Source organism: Hymenobacter sp. UYCo722 (genome assembly GCF_040547115.1).
Lineage (GTDB): Bacteria > Bacteroidota > Bacteroidia > Cytophagales > Hymenobacteraceae > Hymenobacter.
The window spans coordinates 218,403-233,604 of sequence record NZ_JBEPPC010000002.1 but is presented as its reverse complement, the minus strand read 5'-3'; the positions used below and the strand labels follow the sequence as shown (position 1 = coordinate 233,604).

The 15,202-nt window shown below is 63.0% G+C and carries 15 protein-coding genes; 4 read left to right on the top strand and 11 right to left on the bottom strand.

What is annotated here, in order from left to right; all coding sequences use genetic code 11:
- Positions 1–9: 9 nt before the first annotated feature.
- From ABIB44_RS06860 to ABIB44_RS06815, 10 genes are all read right to left on the bottom strand, one after another.
- Positions 10–312, bottom strand: a complete 303-nt coding sequence (locus ABIB44_RS06860; RefSeq protein WP_354583889.1) for a DUF4286 family protein — start codon at positions 310–312, stop codon at positions 10–12.
- A 96-nt stretch (positions 313–408) separates the two neighbouring features.
- Positions 409–855, bottom strand: a complete 447-nt coding sequence (locus tag ABIB44_RS06855) for a DUF6526 family protein (protein WP_354583888.1) — start codon at positions 853–855, stop codon at positions 409–411.
- A 113-nt stretch (positions 856–968) separates the two neighbouring features.
- On the bottom strand, positions 969–1,370 hold the full coding sequence (locus tag ABIB44_RS06850; protein ID WP_354583887.1) for a hypothetical protein: 402 nt from the start codon (positions 1,368–1,370) through the stop codon (positions 969–971).
- A gap of 115 nt (positions 1,371–1,485) precedes the next feature.
- On the bottom strand, positions 1,486–2,730 hold the full coding sequence (locus tag ABIB44_RS06845) for an MFS transporter (protein ID WP_354583886.1): 1,245 nt from the start codon (positions 2,728–2,730) through the stop codon (positions 1,486–1,488).
- A gap of 86 nt (positions 2,731–2,816) precedes the next feature.
- Positions 2,817–3,779 carry a cation diffusion facilitator family transporter gene (locus ABIB44_RS06840; RefSeq protein WP_354583885.1) on the bottom strand — a complete coding sequence of 321 codons (963 nt, stop codon included), beginning with the start codon at positions 3,777–3,779 and terminating at the stop codon, positions 2,817–2,819.
- 83 nt (positions 3,780–3,862) lie between these two features.
- Entirely contained in the window at positions 3,863–4,552 is a 690-nt protein-coding gene (locus tag ABIB44_RS06835) for a ClpP family protease (RefSeq protein ID WP_354583884.1), read from the bottom strand.
- Between the two features lie 95 nt (positions 4,553–4,647).
- Complete coding sequence (locus tag ABIB44_RS06830; RefSeq protein ID WP_354583883.1) at positions 4,648–4,902, bottom strand: hypothetical protein; 255 nt, start codon at positions 4,900–4,902, stop codon at positions 4,648–4,650.
- Between the two features lie 3 nt (positions 4,903–4,905).
- Positions 4,906–5,493, bottom strand: a complete 588-nt coding sequence (locus ABIB44_RS06825) for an RNA polymerase sigma factor (protein ID WP_354583882.1) — start codon at positions 5,491–5,493, stop codon at positions 4,906–4,908.
- 127 nt (positions 5,494–5,620) lie between these two features.
- On the bottom strand, positions 5,621–8,077 hold the full coding sequence (locus ABIB44_RS06820; RefSeq protein WP_354583881.1) for a TonB-dependent receptor: 2,457 nt from the start codon (positions 8,075–8,077) through the stop codon (positions 5,621–5,623).
- A 116-nt stretch (positions 8,078–8,193) separates the two neighbouring features.
- Complete coding sequence (locus ABIB44_RS06815; RefSeq protein ID WP_354583880.1) at positions 8,194–8,544, bottom strand: hypothetical protein; 351 nt, start codon at positions 8,542–8,544, stop codon at positions 8,194–8,196.
- Between the two features lie 176 nt (positions 8,545–8,720).
- Between ABIB44_RS06815 and ABIB44_RS06810 the strand changes: the two genes are divergently transcribed.
- From ABIB44_RS06810 to htpG, 3 genes are all read left to right on the top strand, one after another.
- Positions 8,721–9,212, top strand: a complete 492-nt coding sequence (locus tag ABIB44_RS06810) for a hypothetical protein (protein WP_354583879.1) — start codon at positions 8,721–8,723, stop codon at positions 9,210–9,212.
- A 12-nt stretch (positions 9,213–9,224) separates the two neighbouring features.
- Positions 9,225–9,671 carry a hypothetical protein gene (locus tag ABIB44_RS06805; protein WP_354583878.1) on the top strand — a complete coding sequence of 149 codons (447 nt, stop codon included), beginning with the start codon at positions 9,225–9,227 and terminating at the stop codon, positions 9,669–9,671.
- Between the two features lie 129 nt (positions 9,672–9,800).
- Positions 9,801–11,618 carry a molecular chaperone HtpG gene (gene htpG, locus ABIB44_RS06800; protein WP_354583877.1) on the top strand — a complete coding sequence of 606 codons (1,818 nt, stop codon included), beginning with the start codon at positions 9,801–9,803 and terminating at the stop codon, positions 11,616–11,618.
- Between the two features lie 141 nt (positions 11,619–11,759).
- On the opposite strand, the gene ABIB44_RS06795 is transcribed toward htpG, so the two are convergent.
- Positions 11,760–12,827, bottom strand: a complete 1,068-nt coding sequence (locus ABIB44_RS06795; protein ID WP_354583876.1) for a ligand-binding sensor domain-containing protein — start codon at positions 12,825–12,827, stop codon at positions 11,760–11,762.
- A 194-nt stretch (positions 12,828–13,021) separates the two neighbouring features.
- Here ABIB44_RS06795 and ABIB44_RS06790 point away from each other — a divergent pair, with 194 nt between their 5' ends.
- Entirely contained in the window at positions 13,022–15,136 is a 2,115-nt protein-coding gene (locus ABIB44_RS06790) for an alkaline phosphatase (protein ID WP_354583875.1), read from the top strand.
- Positions 15,137–15,202: the final 66 nt, after the last annotated feature.

Sequence of the window (15,202 nt, the reverse complement as noted above, 5' to 3'; positions counted from 1 at the left end):
GCGAGTGGGCTACTCCACCACCTCCAGCAGGGTGCGGAACGAGACGTACTTACCGGCAAAATGCTTTTCCATGTCGGCCCGCAAAGCCGGCGCGCAAATGGCTTGGTATTCATCCAGCTGGGCTTGGCTGATGCAGTAATACTGAGCGGCGTAGGTCATGCCGCCTTCCTCCTCATTCAGCAGGCGCAGCAGCTGGCTTTTGAGGAAAAAGCCGGTCGCCATTACCTCCGGAATGTGGGTGGTGCGCATGTAGTCCAGCCATTCGGCGGCTACGGCGGGTTCGATGCTGGTCGTAACGTTGTAGAGAATCATATTTCGGTGAGATAGTGAATTGGTGAGATGATGAGTTCAGGCCAAGGCAAGCGGAGTAAATAACCCGCCATTTCGCCAACTCACCGCTTCACCTGCTCAGACGCGCATCGAGTCGAACTGAAAGTCGGTAATACGGACCTGAATGTCTTTGGGGCTAAGATTTTCGGTGGCGGCGGCCTCGGCCAGGGCGGGTAGCTCGGCATCGCCGGCCAGGCGCAGGCTCAGAATCTGGGCCAGGCTAAGCTGCTTTTCGAGGGGGGCGAAGCGCTGGCCGCTCACCTCGAAGTAGCGTTGGCGCACTTCGAGCCGGCAAATGCGGTCCTGCAATTGCAGGGCGTAGTGCTGGCGCAGCATCAGCAGCACACCGAAGCCGATGACGGCCAGGGCCGCCACGCTGAACCAGAGCCGGGCTATTTGGTCGTCGTCGCCGGCAACTTTGGTGTAGCGCAATACGGTGTAGCCCGCCATGAGCAAGGCCAGTGGCAGCAGCACAAAATGGTGCCACGGGTAGTACATGGGGGTATTTTTGGTGGGCGTAGCCATGCGGGGGAATTGGTTTGGTGTGCGAAAGTAGGTGGCCGGACCGAAAGCCGGGCAATAAAAAAACTCCGGCCGACGCCGGAGTTTTTCTGAAATAGGACGGAGTAACCGTCTGGTTATTTCATTTCCTTGGCGCGTTTCTTCTCGGCCCGGGCGGCGTCGCGGGCGGCGCGTTCCTGCTTTTTGGCTTCTTTGGCGGCATTGCGCTGCTCCTTAAGCTGGGCCTTTTGCGCTTTTTCCTGGCTGCGCTGCTCGCGGAGCTGCTTTTTCAGGTCGCTTTTCTGATTGGCGGTTTCCTTGATTTGGTTTTTGCTGTCGCGCACGGCCTGGTCGCTGGCATTAGATTGCTGCTTCTGGGCGTCGTAGGTGGCTTTGGCATCGGTGGCGCGCTGGGCCTGCTGCTCGGGGGTGAGCGCCGGCACCATGCTGGGGTCGGTGGTGGGCGGCGGCGTGGTCTGGGCTTGTGCGGAAAGGGCCGAAAAGGCCAGAACGGCCATCAGGCCGAATATTTTTTTCATGGGAAAGGGCACGGCTGCCCGGTTAAGTACGGGCCGTGTACGCCGGGCCTTCGGCAAGGTTTGCGGCAAGCCTGTCCAGAGAATAACCGAGGTGGAAAAAACGGCTCCGTAGCGGTTATTCCTCCACGTAGTCCAGGTCTTTGCCGTAGCTTTCGGGTAGGGTGCTCACGGCCCAGAAGGCCACCAGCAGCGAAAGCGCCCCGAGCACCGCCGCGCCCAACACAATGCTGCCCAGCGCCCCGCTCAGGTACTTGAAGGCCGGCACCAGGCCCACTACCGCGCCCCGGGCGAAGTTGGGGGCGGTAGTGGCTACCGTGGCGCGTAGGTTGGTGCCAAACTGCTCGGCGGCCACCGTCACAAACAAGGCCCAGAAGCCCACCGACACGCCCAGTACAAAGCACACCGTGTAAAAAGTAGTGGGCGAAGCGCCCTGCACACCAAACAGATAAACGCCGACCAGCACCGTGCAAAGCGCCAGAAACACCTGCAACGCCTTGTTGCGCGAATGCCACAGCTGGCTGAGCGCCCCGCTAATGAAGTCGCCAAACACCAGCCCGAAGTAGCACCAGAACACCGCCAGCCCGGCCGTGACCTCGCCCGTGAGGCCCAGGGCCTTGCCAAACTCCGGAGCCAGCGTGATAAGAATGCCCACCACAAACCACAGCGGCACCCCAATCAGGAGCACGCGCAGGTACTTACTCAGCCGGGCCGGATTGGTGAACAGGCTGAGGAAGTTGCCGCGCGCCACGTCGGCCCGCGCCTGCACCTGCCGGAACATGCCCGACTCGAACACGCTCACGCGCAGCACCAGCAGGGCCAGGCCCAGCCCGCCACCCACAAAATAGGCATTGCGCCAGCCGAAGCGGGTGCCCACCCAGTAGCCCAGCAAAGCCCCACTCACGCCAATGGTGGCCACTATCATGGTGCCGTAGCCGCGCTTTTCGGTGGGCAGGCTCTCGCTCACGAGGGTGATGCCCGCGCCCAGCTCGCCGGCCAGTCCGATGCCGGCAATCAGCCGCAGCCAGGCGTACTGGTCGATGGTTTGCACGAAGCCGTTGGCGATGTTGGCCAGCGAATACAGCAAAATGGAGCCGAAAAGCACCGACAGCCGCCCCTTTTTATCGCCCAGAATGCCCCACAAAATACCCCCGACGAGCATACCCGCCATCTGAGTGTTAATCAGGAACAGCCCCTTATTGGTCATTTCCGGCGTGCCGGGAACAATGCCCAGGTCCCGGAGACTCTCGACGCGCACGATGCTGAACAGAATCAGGTCATAAATATCGACGAAGTAACCCAGTGCCGCCACGATGACGGCCGCGGTGAGAACGGTGTTTTTAGTAGACAGGGAAGCTTGCATCTAATAGTTGTCGGTTGTTTTTACTGGTTGTGCGTTTCGACCTTATTGCCGTGGCAAGCTAACAACTGACAACCAACAACCGGCAACTAAGCCACCGAAGCCGGTATTTCGCATTGGCCGTGGCAGCCGCCGGGCAGCGCTCCATCCTCCACCTGCACGGTGCAGTGGCGGATGTTGAACTGGGTTTCGAGCCCTTTGGTGAGGGTGCCCAGCCAGGCGGCATCGGCCCCGCCGGGGCGGATGAGGTGGGCCATAAGGGCGGCATCGTGGCCGGCGCTGCTCAGGCTCCAGATGTGCAGGTCGTGCACGGACTCGACGGCGGGCTGGGCCAGCAGGTAAGCGCGCACGGCCTCGGGGTCGATGCCGTCGGGCACGGCTTGCAGGCCCAGGCGCAGGCTGTCGCGCAGCAGCCCCCACGAGCTGAAGGCAATGATGCCCAGAATGATGAAGCTGATAGCCGGGTCGAGCCAGGCCCAGCCGGTGAGCAGCACCAGGCCGCCGCCGGCTACCACGCCCGCGCTCACCAGGGCATCCGTGAGCATGTGCAGGTAGGCCCCGCGCACGTTCACGTCGCCCTTCTGGCCGCTGCGGAAGAGCAGGGCCGTCACGCCATTTACCACGATGCCGATGCCGGCCAGCAGCATTACCCAGCGGCCGTTCACCGGCTCGGGGTGGCGCAGGTGGTCGATGGTTTCCCACAAAATGAAGCCCAGCGCGGCGTAGAGCAGGGCTGTGTTCAGCAGCGCGGCCTGAATGGTGGCCCCCCGGTAGCCAAACGTGTAGCGGCGAGTGGCCGGCCGCCCGGCCAGCCAGGCCGCGCCCCAGGCCAGGGCCAGGCTCAGCACGTCGCTCAGGTTGTGGCCGGCATCGGAGAGCAGGGCAGCCGAATTGGCCCACAGGCCACCGGCCGTTTCGGCGATGACGAACAGCACGTTGAGGATGATGCCAACGGCGAAGGCCGTGCTGAAGCCGCCGCCGGGTGGCGGGGCGGCGTGCTGGTGGCCGGCGTGCGAGTGGCCGGGGGCAGAATGGTCGTGGTCGTGGGGCATGAGGCGGAAAAGCGTTGGCGCTACGTGAAGAACGTGTAAGCCGGCGCTTTGGGTGCGTGCGGGCCCGCCCGTGAACGGATGGCCTAGCGCGTCAGCACTTCGTCAATCAGGCCGTAGGTCTGGGCTTCGTCGGCGCGCAGCCAGTAGTCGCGGTCCGAGTCGGCGTGAATTTGCTCGTAGGTTTTGCCGGTGCGCTCGGCGTAGATGCCATAAAGCTCCCCGCGAATTTTGACCACCTCGCGGGCCGTAATTTCAATGTCGGCCGACGGCCCCTGCACGCCACCCGACGGCTGATGAATCATGATGCGGGCGTGGGGCAGGGCCGCGCGTTTGCCAATGGCCCCGCCGCACAGCAGAAATGCGCCCATGCTGGCCGCCAGCCCCGTGCAGATGGTGGCCACGTCGGGCCGCACGTACTGCATGGTGTCGTACATGCCAAAGCCGGCATACACCGAGCCCCCCGGCGAGTTGATGTAGAGCAGGATATCCTTGCGCGAATCGGCCGATTCCAGAAACAGCAGCTGGGCGTTGATGATGTTGGCAATGTTGTCGTCGACGGCCTGGCCCAGGAAAATAATTCGGTTCATCATCAGACGCGAAAACACGTCTATTTCGCGGAAATTCTGCGGCCGCTCCTCAATAACGGAGCGGGTCATGTTGGTGACGAGTGGCCGGGCCAACCCCTCGGCGTGGCGCAGGTACTGGTCAACGGTCAGGCCGTTGAGGCCCCGGCCGTGCACGGCAAACTTGCGGAATTCGGCTTGATTGAGCATAAGTGTATGGGATTGGAAAAAGGCATGGCGCGGCCAGCCGCGCCCGAAAGCAGGGGAAGAAGGCCCGTAAAGGAGGAATCGGAGGTGTTGCGTCGCTACCCCGGCCAGAGGCGGCGGAGCCAGCCGAACGGTCCCGTATATAATCGGGCATGAATCGCGCGCAGCTCGTGTCGCAGCTGCTGGCGGCCCGCCGCGCGCAAGCCGTGGTAAAGTTGCTGCTGGGCGGCGGCATCGGCGGCCAGCTCGCCGTCGAGGAGCTGGCGCAGGTACCAGTCGGCGGCCGGTAATGCGGCCGGGCCGTTCAGAAGCTGTTGCTCGATGAGAAGCAGGCGTTCGAGGGCGGGGCGCATGGCTTAATATTCAATGGTTTCGGTCTGCAAGGCGGCGCGCACCGACGCGCGCAGCCGCTCGAGGCACTTAAATTTCTGCACCGTGGCCGAGCGCACCGAGCGGTAGCCCTGGGCGGCGGCAATCTGGGCCAGCGGCTGCTGGAAGTAATAGAAGCTCAGCAACACGGTGCGGCACTTCGCCCCCAGCCGCTCCACGTAATCGAGCACCGCGAAGGCCGGCTCGGGAAAGGTGTCCGGTTCTGCGGCGGCCAGCGGCGCGGCGTCATCAGGCAGGGTTTCGGCGGGCAGGCGGGCGCGGCGGCGCAGCTCCTGCTGCCAGCGGTGGCGGGCAATGCTCACCAGGTAAGTGCTGGCCGAGGCCGTGAGAACCAGGGTGCCGCTTACTGCCTGCTCATAAAAAACCACCAGCGTGTCCTGAAACACATCCTGCGCATCCTGAACCGCGCCGCCCTGCCGCTGCACCAGCCGTCGCACCGCCGGGAAAGCCTGGCGGTACAGCTGGGTTAGGGCGCGTTCGCGGTCGGCCAGCAGCGCCTGGCGCAGGGCGTGGGCGGGCGGCAACGTCTTCGGAAGGGGGAGGGGAGTTGTCATCGGAGCAGGCATGTACCAATTAATCCATTTCTGGCGCAATTATCACCGGCTAGCACTAAAAAAGCCGCCCACCCTCCTCAAAAGGAAGGTGGGCGGCTTATCAACGGCACCCCAACCGGCGGCGCTGCTACTTAAAGCTGAGCGGCACTACCAGCCGCACGCTCACGTTGCGGCCCTGGTTGAACACGCCGGTGCGGCCGTTGGCCACGTTGTAGTCGGCGTATTTCAGGCGGCTGAGGTGGCTCTGGTAGCCCACGTCGAACAGGTTGTTGGCCGTGAGGTAGACCGAGCATAAGGTGCGGCCGGTAGCCGACGCCACGTCGGTGCCCACGCCGGCATTGATGAGCGTGTAGCCCGGCGTGGCCGTTTCGGTGCCGAAAGCCGAGAAGAACCGGTCCTGGGCAAAGGTGCGCTCCAGCTGCAGGCGGGCATAGGGGTTGGTGATGCGCTTACCGGAGCGGCGGAAATTGGCCCGCAGCTCCGACTGCAGCCGGTCGCCGGGGATGAAAGGCAGGTACTGCTCCTCGGCCGGCACGTTCAGCTGGCGGGCACGCACCATCGAGAACGAATTTTCGAAGTGCAGCCAGTCGAGCGGGTGGGGGTGGAAATCGAGGCTCACCTCGCCGCCGTAAAGGCGGGCCTGGCCCTGCTCGTACTTATAGGCCAGGGTGCCATTCCGCAGCGAGTCGGCCCCGCCGGCCGCCAGCAGCCGCCGCGTAAAAATGTAGTTACTGATGCTGTTGGTGAAGGCATCGACGCCGAAGCGCACGTGGTCGCTCACGTAGCTCACGCCGGCATCGAGCTGCAGGCTGGTTTCGGCGGCCAGGTTGTCGTTGCCGATTTCGTAGCGAATGGTGCCCTCGTGCTTGCCGTTCGAGCCCAGCTCGGCAATATTGGGGGCCCGGAAACCGCGCGACAGGTTGGCCTTCACCGTCAGCTTCTCGTTCAAATTATACGCCGCCCCCAGGCTGCCGCTGTAGTTGCGGAAGGTGCTCTGGAAGCCCGGGAATTTGGTGTCGGCCGTGGGGTCTTGGCTGGGCCGCTGGTCGCCGTCGAGCCGCAGCCGGTCGGCCGCAATCTGCCGCACATCGTACCGCAGCCCACCGCTAATGTCGAGCGCGCCGATGGTCTTTTTGGCCACCCCAAACACTCCGGCTTCGTTCACGCGGTAGGCCGGAATCAGGAATTCGACGCCCAGGTTGCGATTTTGCTGATGCAGGCCGCTGCTGCCCACGGTCAGGTTCCAGCCGTTGCGCTCGGGCAGGAAGTAGCGCAGCGAGTAGTCCACGGTGCGCAGCTGGAAGTAGAGCGAGGTTTCGGCCGGGTCGAGCAGGTTGCCGTACTCGCGGCGCAGGTTCTGCTGGTAGCTCACTTGCAGGCCCAGCCGGCCGCCGCCGCCCAGAATGAAGCTGTTGTCGGTGCCGATGCGTAGGTGGTTCACCTGCTGCTGGGGCACGGCCAGGCCGTAGCCGCGCAGGTCGGCATCGGTCACGGGCACGGTGGTGGTGGCAGGGGTGCCGTCGGGGTAGCGCCCGAGGAACACCTCCCGGACGAAGCGGCCGCTCACCGTGTCGCGGGCACCCTCCGTCAGCCCCAGGCGCTGGTTGAAGCTGCTGAAGGTGAGGTGTGAGTAGCCCCAGCTTTTGTTCAGGCCCACGTAGCCATTCGCATCCCACTCGTTAAAGCCCGAGTTATACACCCGGCCGTCGTAGCGGTTTCGGTAGTCGCCGGCCATCTTGCGGGTGCCGCGCGCCAGCCAGTTCAGCCCGTTCAGGTTGCCCGCATTCTCGAAGGAATAGGCTTGCAGATGGTTATTAGTCTGATAGTTGGTAATGGCCGAGCCTTTAATGCGTCCCTCGGCAATGGGGTCGGGGGCCACGAAGTTGATGACGCCGGCCATGGCATCGGACCCGTACAGCAGCGAGCCCGGGCCCTTAATAATCTCGGCCCGGTCCACGCTGAACTCGTCAATTTCGATGCCGTGCTCGTCGCCCCACTGCTGGCCTTCCTGCCGGGCCCCGTTGTTCAGCGTCACCACGCGGTTGTAGCCCAGCCCGCGCACCACGGGCTTGCTGATGGCCGCGCCGGTCGTAATCTGGGCCACGCCCGGCGTATGGGCAATGGCATCCACCAGGTTCGAGCCCGCCGTCTGGTTCAGGCGAATATGGTCGACTACGGCCGTGGGTACCGGCGAGCGCCGCAGCTGCGTGGCCTGCGACACGCCCGTTACCACCACCTGCCCGATTTCGGTGGCCGCCACCGTCAGCTTAAACTCCAGCGGCTGGCCGCTGCCCGTGTCCACGGTCTGCGTCACGGTGTTGTAGCCCAGCGAGCGCACCTGCACCGTGAAACGCCCGCGCGGCAGGTTGGCAAAGCTGAACGAGCCGTCGGGCCCGGTGGCCGTGCCCTGCTTCAAATCATCGAATAAGATGGTGGAACCCGGCAAAGCCTCGCCCGTGGCGGCATCTGCCACGCGGCCGGTGAGTGGCGGTGCGGCCACCCGCCCGCGCGGGGCCGTAGGGGCCTGCTGCGCCGAAATAGCGGCCGGCCCGGCTGCTAGCCCCACGCAAATAAGTGCGCGCAAAAAAGTTGAAAACATGCGAATATGTTAAAAACAGCCCGGCCCGCGAGCCGGCCCACAGAGGCCCGGTCGCGGGAGAAGCCGCGTATTACCAAAAAGAAAAAAGAACGCGCCGGCAGCTAGGCGCGGGCGGGCGGCCCCCGCAGGGAGCGCGCAAAAAGCACTTCACCAGCTGCCGGCCGCACGGGCGGAAGGGCTGTCGCCTTCGCGTAGCGCGGGGCCACCCGGGGGCGGGGCATTGCCACGGGCCCGGCGGCCTGATAGGCCACGTCGTAAAACTGCTCGACCGGGCAGTGCTGGTGCTGCACGCTGAGCAGCGCCTTGCCCGTGTGCCGGAAGGCGGTGGCCTGCGCCGGCTCAGCGGTGGTGTGCTCGTGGCGGTGCAGCGCCAGTACCCACGCCTCAGGCAGCAGCGTGCGCACGAGGCACAGCAGCAACAGCCAGGCTAAAAGGAGACGGGGTGTTTGCACAATGCAAAGATGCAGCTAAAAATGGGCTTGCACAAAATGAAGTCGAAAAGTACGGAGATTCAGCTGCACGAAGTAAAAAAATAACTTTAACCAAGAAATGGTCATCCGAAAAACTGCTGTTTTTCGTTAGTGCATTGTATCTTTCCCGCTTAGTAGCAGCTCCAGTTAATTTTCTTGTGATAATAACGTCAATTCCAGATTTCTCCCTACAATACGACGAGGAATTGAGCTTGCTGCGCGTGGAATGGGCTGCCGGCGACGATGCCCGCAACCTTCGGGCCAGTGCGCTTGAGCTGTTGCGTCTCGACCAGGAACTGGGCATGCAGAACCTGCTGCTGAACATGAATACCTTTCCGGACATTTCGGTGTACGACCAGGTCTGGCTCGGCGCCAACTGGATGCCCGGCATTGTGAAGCTGCCCCTGGAACGGGTGGTGCTCATCAACAACCGTCAACGCGTCCACAATCAACTGGCTATCGAATCGATGCTGGCGCTCGCGCGGGTTTTCATCAAGTTCGACATTCAGTTTTTCCCAAACGTCGGCTCGGGCATGCAATGGATTAGCGATTTCTCGCCCCGGCTGCCCGAAGTGCTGGCCGAGTGGGATGCCGTGCACGCGCCCGGGCCGGAATCGGGGGCGAAAGCTATGCGGTCCGACCGGTTCTAGCTTGCCAGAACCGTGATATTTCCGCTTCAGCACCACTTTCAGGTGCAGCACGACCCCGAGCTACGCCTGATGCGCTTTCAGTGGGTGGGGGCACACACGGCGCAGCTGCTGCGCGCCGGCATGCGCTACTGCCGCGATTTAGTAGAGGACCTGCACCCGCATTACGTGTTGGTCGATTTCGACGGGATGCCGCCCGTGGAGATGCGCGACGAGCTGTGGATGTCGGTGCACTGGTTTCCGCGCGTGTCGCGCCGGCCTTTGCGCGGCGTGGCCGTCATCTATAGCCCCGCGCAGCTGCATAATCAGATGGCCGTCGAGGCGATGCTCTGGTTCGGAAAGCGGTTCATGCACTACCAGCTGCAGATATTCGAAGATGCGCTCTCGGCCTACGACTGGTTCACCGGCGGCGACGCCGCTGCCGGCCGGCGCTTAGTGGCCGAGTGGGACGAGGCGAAGTAGCGCCGCCCGCCCGCTGTCAATCTGACAGCGCCCCGCCCCTTGGAACACGGTTTGAAGGACCCGGTGGCCGGGACCCGCGCTTGTGGGTCCGGCCATTCCGTCCGTATTCAACCGTTTCCATTTTATATCATGCAAGAAACCGGCTCCATCTCCATCCACACCGAGAACATCTTCCCGATTATCAAGAAGTTCTTGTATTCCGACCACGAGATTTTCCTGCGGGAACTGGTCAGCAATGCCGTCGATGCCACCCAAAAGCTCAAGAGTCTGGCCCAGCTGGGTGAGTACGCCGGCGAGCTCGGCGAGCTGAAAGTGCGCGTGACCGTAGACAAGGAAACCCGCAAAATCACGGTTTCGGACCACGGCCTGGGCATGACCGGCGAAGAAATCAAGAAGTACATCAACCAGATTGCCTTCTCTGGTGCCACCGAGTTCGTGGAGCAGTACAAGGAGAAAGACGCCGCGACGAAGGACCAGATTATCGGGCAGTTCGGCCTGGGCTTCTACTCGGCCTTTATGGTAGCCACGGAGGTCGAAATATTTTCGCAGAGCTACCAGGAAGGCACCGAAGCCGCCCACTGGACCTGCGATGGCAGCACTTCCTTCACCCTCGAAAGCACCGAGAAAGCCGAGCGCGGCACCGACGTGGTGCTGCACGTAGCCGAAGACTCGGACGAGTTTCTGGAGGAGGCCCGCCTGCGCACCATCCTCACCAAGTACTGCAAGTTCCTGCCCATCCCGATTGAGTTCGAGGGCCAGCTCATCAACGACACCAACCCCATCTGGACCAAGCAGCCCAGCGAGCTGACCGACGAGGACTACAAGAAATTCTACCAGGAGCTGTACCCCATGAGCATGGATGAGCCCCTGTTCTGGATTCACCTGAACGTGGATTACCCCTTCAACCTGACGGGTATCCTCTACTTCCCGAAGGTGAAGGACGAGCTGCAGTTCTCGCGCAACAAGATTCAGCTGTACTCGCGCCAGGTGTTCATCACCGACGAGGTGAAGGACGTGGTGCCGGAGTTCCTGATGCTGCTGCACGGCGTGATTGACTCGCCTGATATCCCGCTGAACGTGTCGCGCAGCTTTCTGCAGGCCGACGCGGCGGTGCGCAAAATCAATACCTACATCACCAAGAAGGTGGCTGACAAGCTGAGCAGCTTGTTCAAGCAGGACCGGCCCGGCTACGAGGAGAAGTGGGGCGACATCGGCATGTTCGTGAAGTACGGCATGCTGAGCGACGAGAAGTTCTACGACAAGGGCAAAGACTTCGTACTGCTGAAGAACGTGGCCGGCAAGCTGTTCACCATCAGCGAGTATACCGAGCATATTCAGGCCAACCAACAGGACAAGGACGGCAACACCGTGGTGCTCTACACCAACGATGCCGAGCAGCAGCACGGCTTCGTGGCCGCCGCCCAGGAGCGCGGCTACGACGTGCTGAATTTCGACCACATCCTCGACCCGCACTTCATCGGCCAGCTGGAGCAGAAGCTGGAAAAAACCAGCTTCAAGCGCGTCGATGCCGACACCGTAAGCAAGCTCATCGAGAAGGAAGGCACCACCGAAAGCGTGCTGACCGAGGACGACACAAAGCAGCTGGAAACCACCTTCACCACGGCCATTGCCAACCCGGCCATGCACGTGAAAGTGGCCGCCCTTAGCCCGCAGGATGCCCCGGTGGTCATCACCCAGAACGAGTTCATGCGCCGCATGAAGGACATGCAGCGCACCGGCGGCGGTGGCGGTATGCAGATGTTCGGGGCTTTCCCCGAGTCGTACGACGTGACCGTGAACGCCAACCACCCGCTCGTGAGCAAAGTGCTGGCCGACGGCGGCGAGAAGCTCGCCAAGCAAGCCTTCGACCTGGCCCTGCTGGCCCAGGGCCTGCTGAAAGGCGAAGCCCTGACGGCATTCGTGAAGCGCAGCACCGAGCTGCTGTAAAAACGGGTGCCGCGAAATTTTATTTCGCCCCGCGTTCAACGAAAATGCCCAACGTCAGCGCGACGTTGGGCATTTTCTGTTACGGCCAACCGGGAGGGTGGGTAAGGCGCGAACGCGCGGCGGAGCTTCGCGGTACGCGGTTTAGCGCTGCGCAGTGGCACCGCTGGCTGCGGTTGCAGCTTGCGCCAGCCGATGAAATTCCTTCGTCGTGAGCACCGTGACGCCTACTTCACTTACCAGCCACAGCCGTTGCTGCTGGTCTACTGCCAGCAGCACGGGATTGCCCGTGCCGGGGGGCAGCGCCAAGGGGCGAAGTAGTCGTTTGGGTTCCACTTTATCGGTAGCCGGGGCAAAGCCGGCTAGTTTGTCGGCGGGCTCGTTGGGCAGCAGGAGCAGGCCCTGGGCGGTGGCAAACAGGCGGCCCGCGCCGGCCACGGCCGCCACGCCCGTTACCTCATTGCCGGGCCGGCCAATGAACTTGACGGTGGGCAACTCTTCCTCGGCCGCGCCGCGCCGGCCGCCGCCCTCGAACACGCAGATGGCATCCGACATCACTACCCAGAGGTTGCCGGCGTTGTCGGGCAGCAGCTTTTCCACGATGTTGTCGGGGATTTCGCGGTTGGCCACGCTTTCCTCGTTGTAGCGCGTCCACTCACCACCCTGCTTGCGGCTGAGGCCGATGCTGGTGGCAATCCAGACGGAGCTGTCGGCCGTGGCTACGCCGCCGTTGATGGCCGGCGTGCGCAGCTCCTGAACAAAGGCATTGTTGGCCCAGCGGAATGCCCCCTGGCCATTCGCCCCCACCCACACAGCCCCCCTGGCATCGCGGAAAACGGCCGTGATGCTGGGGGCGGCGTCGGTGCCGGGCAAGCGGAGCGGGTGCATTTTGAAGGAGGCCGTGTTCAGCCGCAGTAGGCCCGCCTGGGTGCCCAGCCAGAGGGCGGTATCGGCCAGTGCGGCGCACTGAATAGCGCTGGCTACTTGCGTTTTGCGCACAAATGCCGCGCCTTCGAGCCGAAATACGCTGTGGGCCGTGACGAGGAAGGTGACTTTGCCGGCGTGCAGCAGGGCCACCGGCTTTTCGTGGCCGGCCACGGCGTAGTGCGGGCGCGGCCGGGCTTGCGCGCCGCTAAAAAAGGCCAGTAGTAACAAGCTCAGCAGGGCCGGGCGCAAGCCGGGAAAGGACCGATTCGGGTGAGGAAAAAGCATGAGCGGACGGGCATGGCAAGGGGTGCCGCAAAGGTAGCGGGGTCGACTTAAGCAGCTGGTTATATAATCGTTATCAAACGGTGTTTTGGATTTTCATTCTTAATAAAGGATTGATGCGGCCGTAACGCCAGCCTCACGGCTGCGGTGGAATTTTGCGGCCGGAAACTACTTACCTCACCTTTTTTCACGGTTTTATGAAAGCGAAAGTTTTACTCGGCAGCGGCTTGGTGCTGGCGGCGCTGGCAGGGCAGGAGGCCCGTGCGCAGGCTGCCAACAACAACGTCATCATCTACATCGGCGACGGCTTCGGGCTGGCTCCCAAAACGGCGGCGCGCATGGCTATGGGCCAGGGGAATACGGGCAAGCGCTTTGCTTCCGATGCCGGCTTCCAGGTGCTGAACCTTGACAAGCTGAAGTACAACGCCACCGTAACTACCCACTCGCTCAACTCCTGGATTACGGATTCGGCCCCCGGCGCGTCGGTGTACGCCTGCGGCAAGCAGGGTAAGCAGGACAACGAGGTGATTTCGCTGAACCCCGCCACCGGCGCGTCCATCGAAACCATCCTGGAGGCGGCCAAGAAGCAGGGCTATGCCGTGGGCCTCGTGAGCACGGCCCGCATCACGCACGCCACGCCGGCTGCTTTCGCCAGCCATATCTGGTACCGCGACCTGGAGGACTACATTTCGGCCCAGTACATTGCCTCGACCCAACCCCAGTACGAAGCCATTTTCAACAGCAGCCCCACGGCCTCGTACCGCTACACGGCGGCCCGCGACTGGGTGCTGCCCACGCCCAAAGTAGGCGTGGAGCTCGATGTCATCCTGGGTGGTGGGGCCCGGCACTTCATGCCCCGCTCCCGCACGGCCGGCGTCACTAGCACCTACGAAACCATTGTGGACCGCAACGGCGCGGCCATTATCGACCCGGCTACCGGCGTGGCCGCGACGCTGAAAGGCAACCGGGCCGACGACGTAGACCTCGTGAGCTACGCCGTGACCCAGCGCAACTACGGCTACGTGAACAGCCGCGATGCCCTCAACAACATCAACTTGAGTCAGTATGGCGTGGGTGGCAAAAAGCTGCTGGGCCTGTTCCACTCCTCGCACGTCAACTTCGAGCAGGACCGCCAGACCAACGCCGCCTGGGAGCCTTCGCTGGCTGAGATGACCCACATTGCCATCGAAGTGCTGAAGGCCAAAAGCAACGGCAAAGGTTTCTTTCTGATGGTAGAAGCCGGCCGCATCGACCACCTGGAGCACGCCAATGCCGGCGGCATCACGGTGGTGGCCAACCCGGCCGGCGGCAACCAGTACACCGTCGACGCGGACAAGCCGGCCTACGCCCTGGGTGGCGAATCGAACTACGTGGCCACGCCCACCACGCCCCGCACCACCAATGTGTATGCTTCCGACTACATGATTAAGGAGGTAATGGCCTTCGATTACGCCGTGGCCGAGGGCCGCGCCTTGCTCGCCACCCCTTCCACGACTGGCAAAACGTTGATTTTTAGCACCTCCGACCACGAGTGCGGCGGCTTTGCCGTCACGGGCCTGCACGACGAAGCCGATGCCCAGGCCAACGGCACCAAAATCCGGACCTATTCGGGCCAAATTACCAAGTCAGTGCCGGCCGAAGTCGGCTACGCCACCCCCACCAACCTGGTGCGCGGCGACGGCGGCGTAGGCGGCTGGTTCCCGGACTACGTGATGAACAGCTTCCAGGGCAAAGACTACCCGCAGCCGGCTTCGGCTACCGGCAAGCGCATTGTGGTCGCCTACGGCTCGAACCCGCTCACCAACGGCAACGGCACCCGCGCCAGCACCGGCGTGGGCAGCAACCAGGGTGCCACGCCCGGCAACCACACCCCGCAGGACATCTGGGTGGGGGCCGAGGACAATGCCAACAGCGCCGACCCCACCTTCGGGGCGCAAGGTATTGCCGGCCAGGGCCTGCTCGACAACACATCGATTACCCCACTCATGGCCCGTTTCCTGGGCATCAATGCCACGCCATTCACGCTGCGTGCCGCGCCTGGCACTTCGCCAGCCACGCCGGGCCTGGAGCTGAGCCCCGTGCCGTTCAGCGGTTCGTTCGCGGTGGCGTTTACGCTGCCCACGCCCGGTGCGGTCACCGTCGAGCTGTTCGACGAGGTGGGCCGCCGCGTGCAAACCGTGCTCACGAATAAAGATTACGCCTCCGGTGCACACTCCGTGGCTGTGGATGGCAGCCGCCTGCGCGCCGGCCTCTACATCGCCACCGTCACGGTGAACGGCCAGGTGGTGAGCAAGCGCACGATTAAGCTGTAGCAGCAGAATACAGGCCGAAATGCCGTAATACTGAGAACGTCATGCTGCGCTTGCCGGAGCATTTCT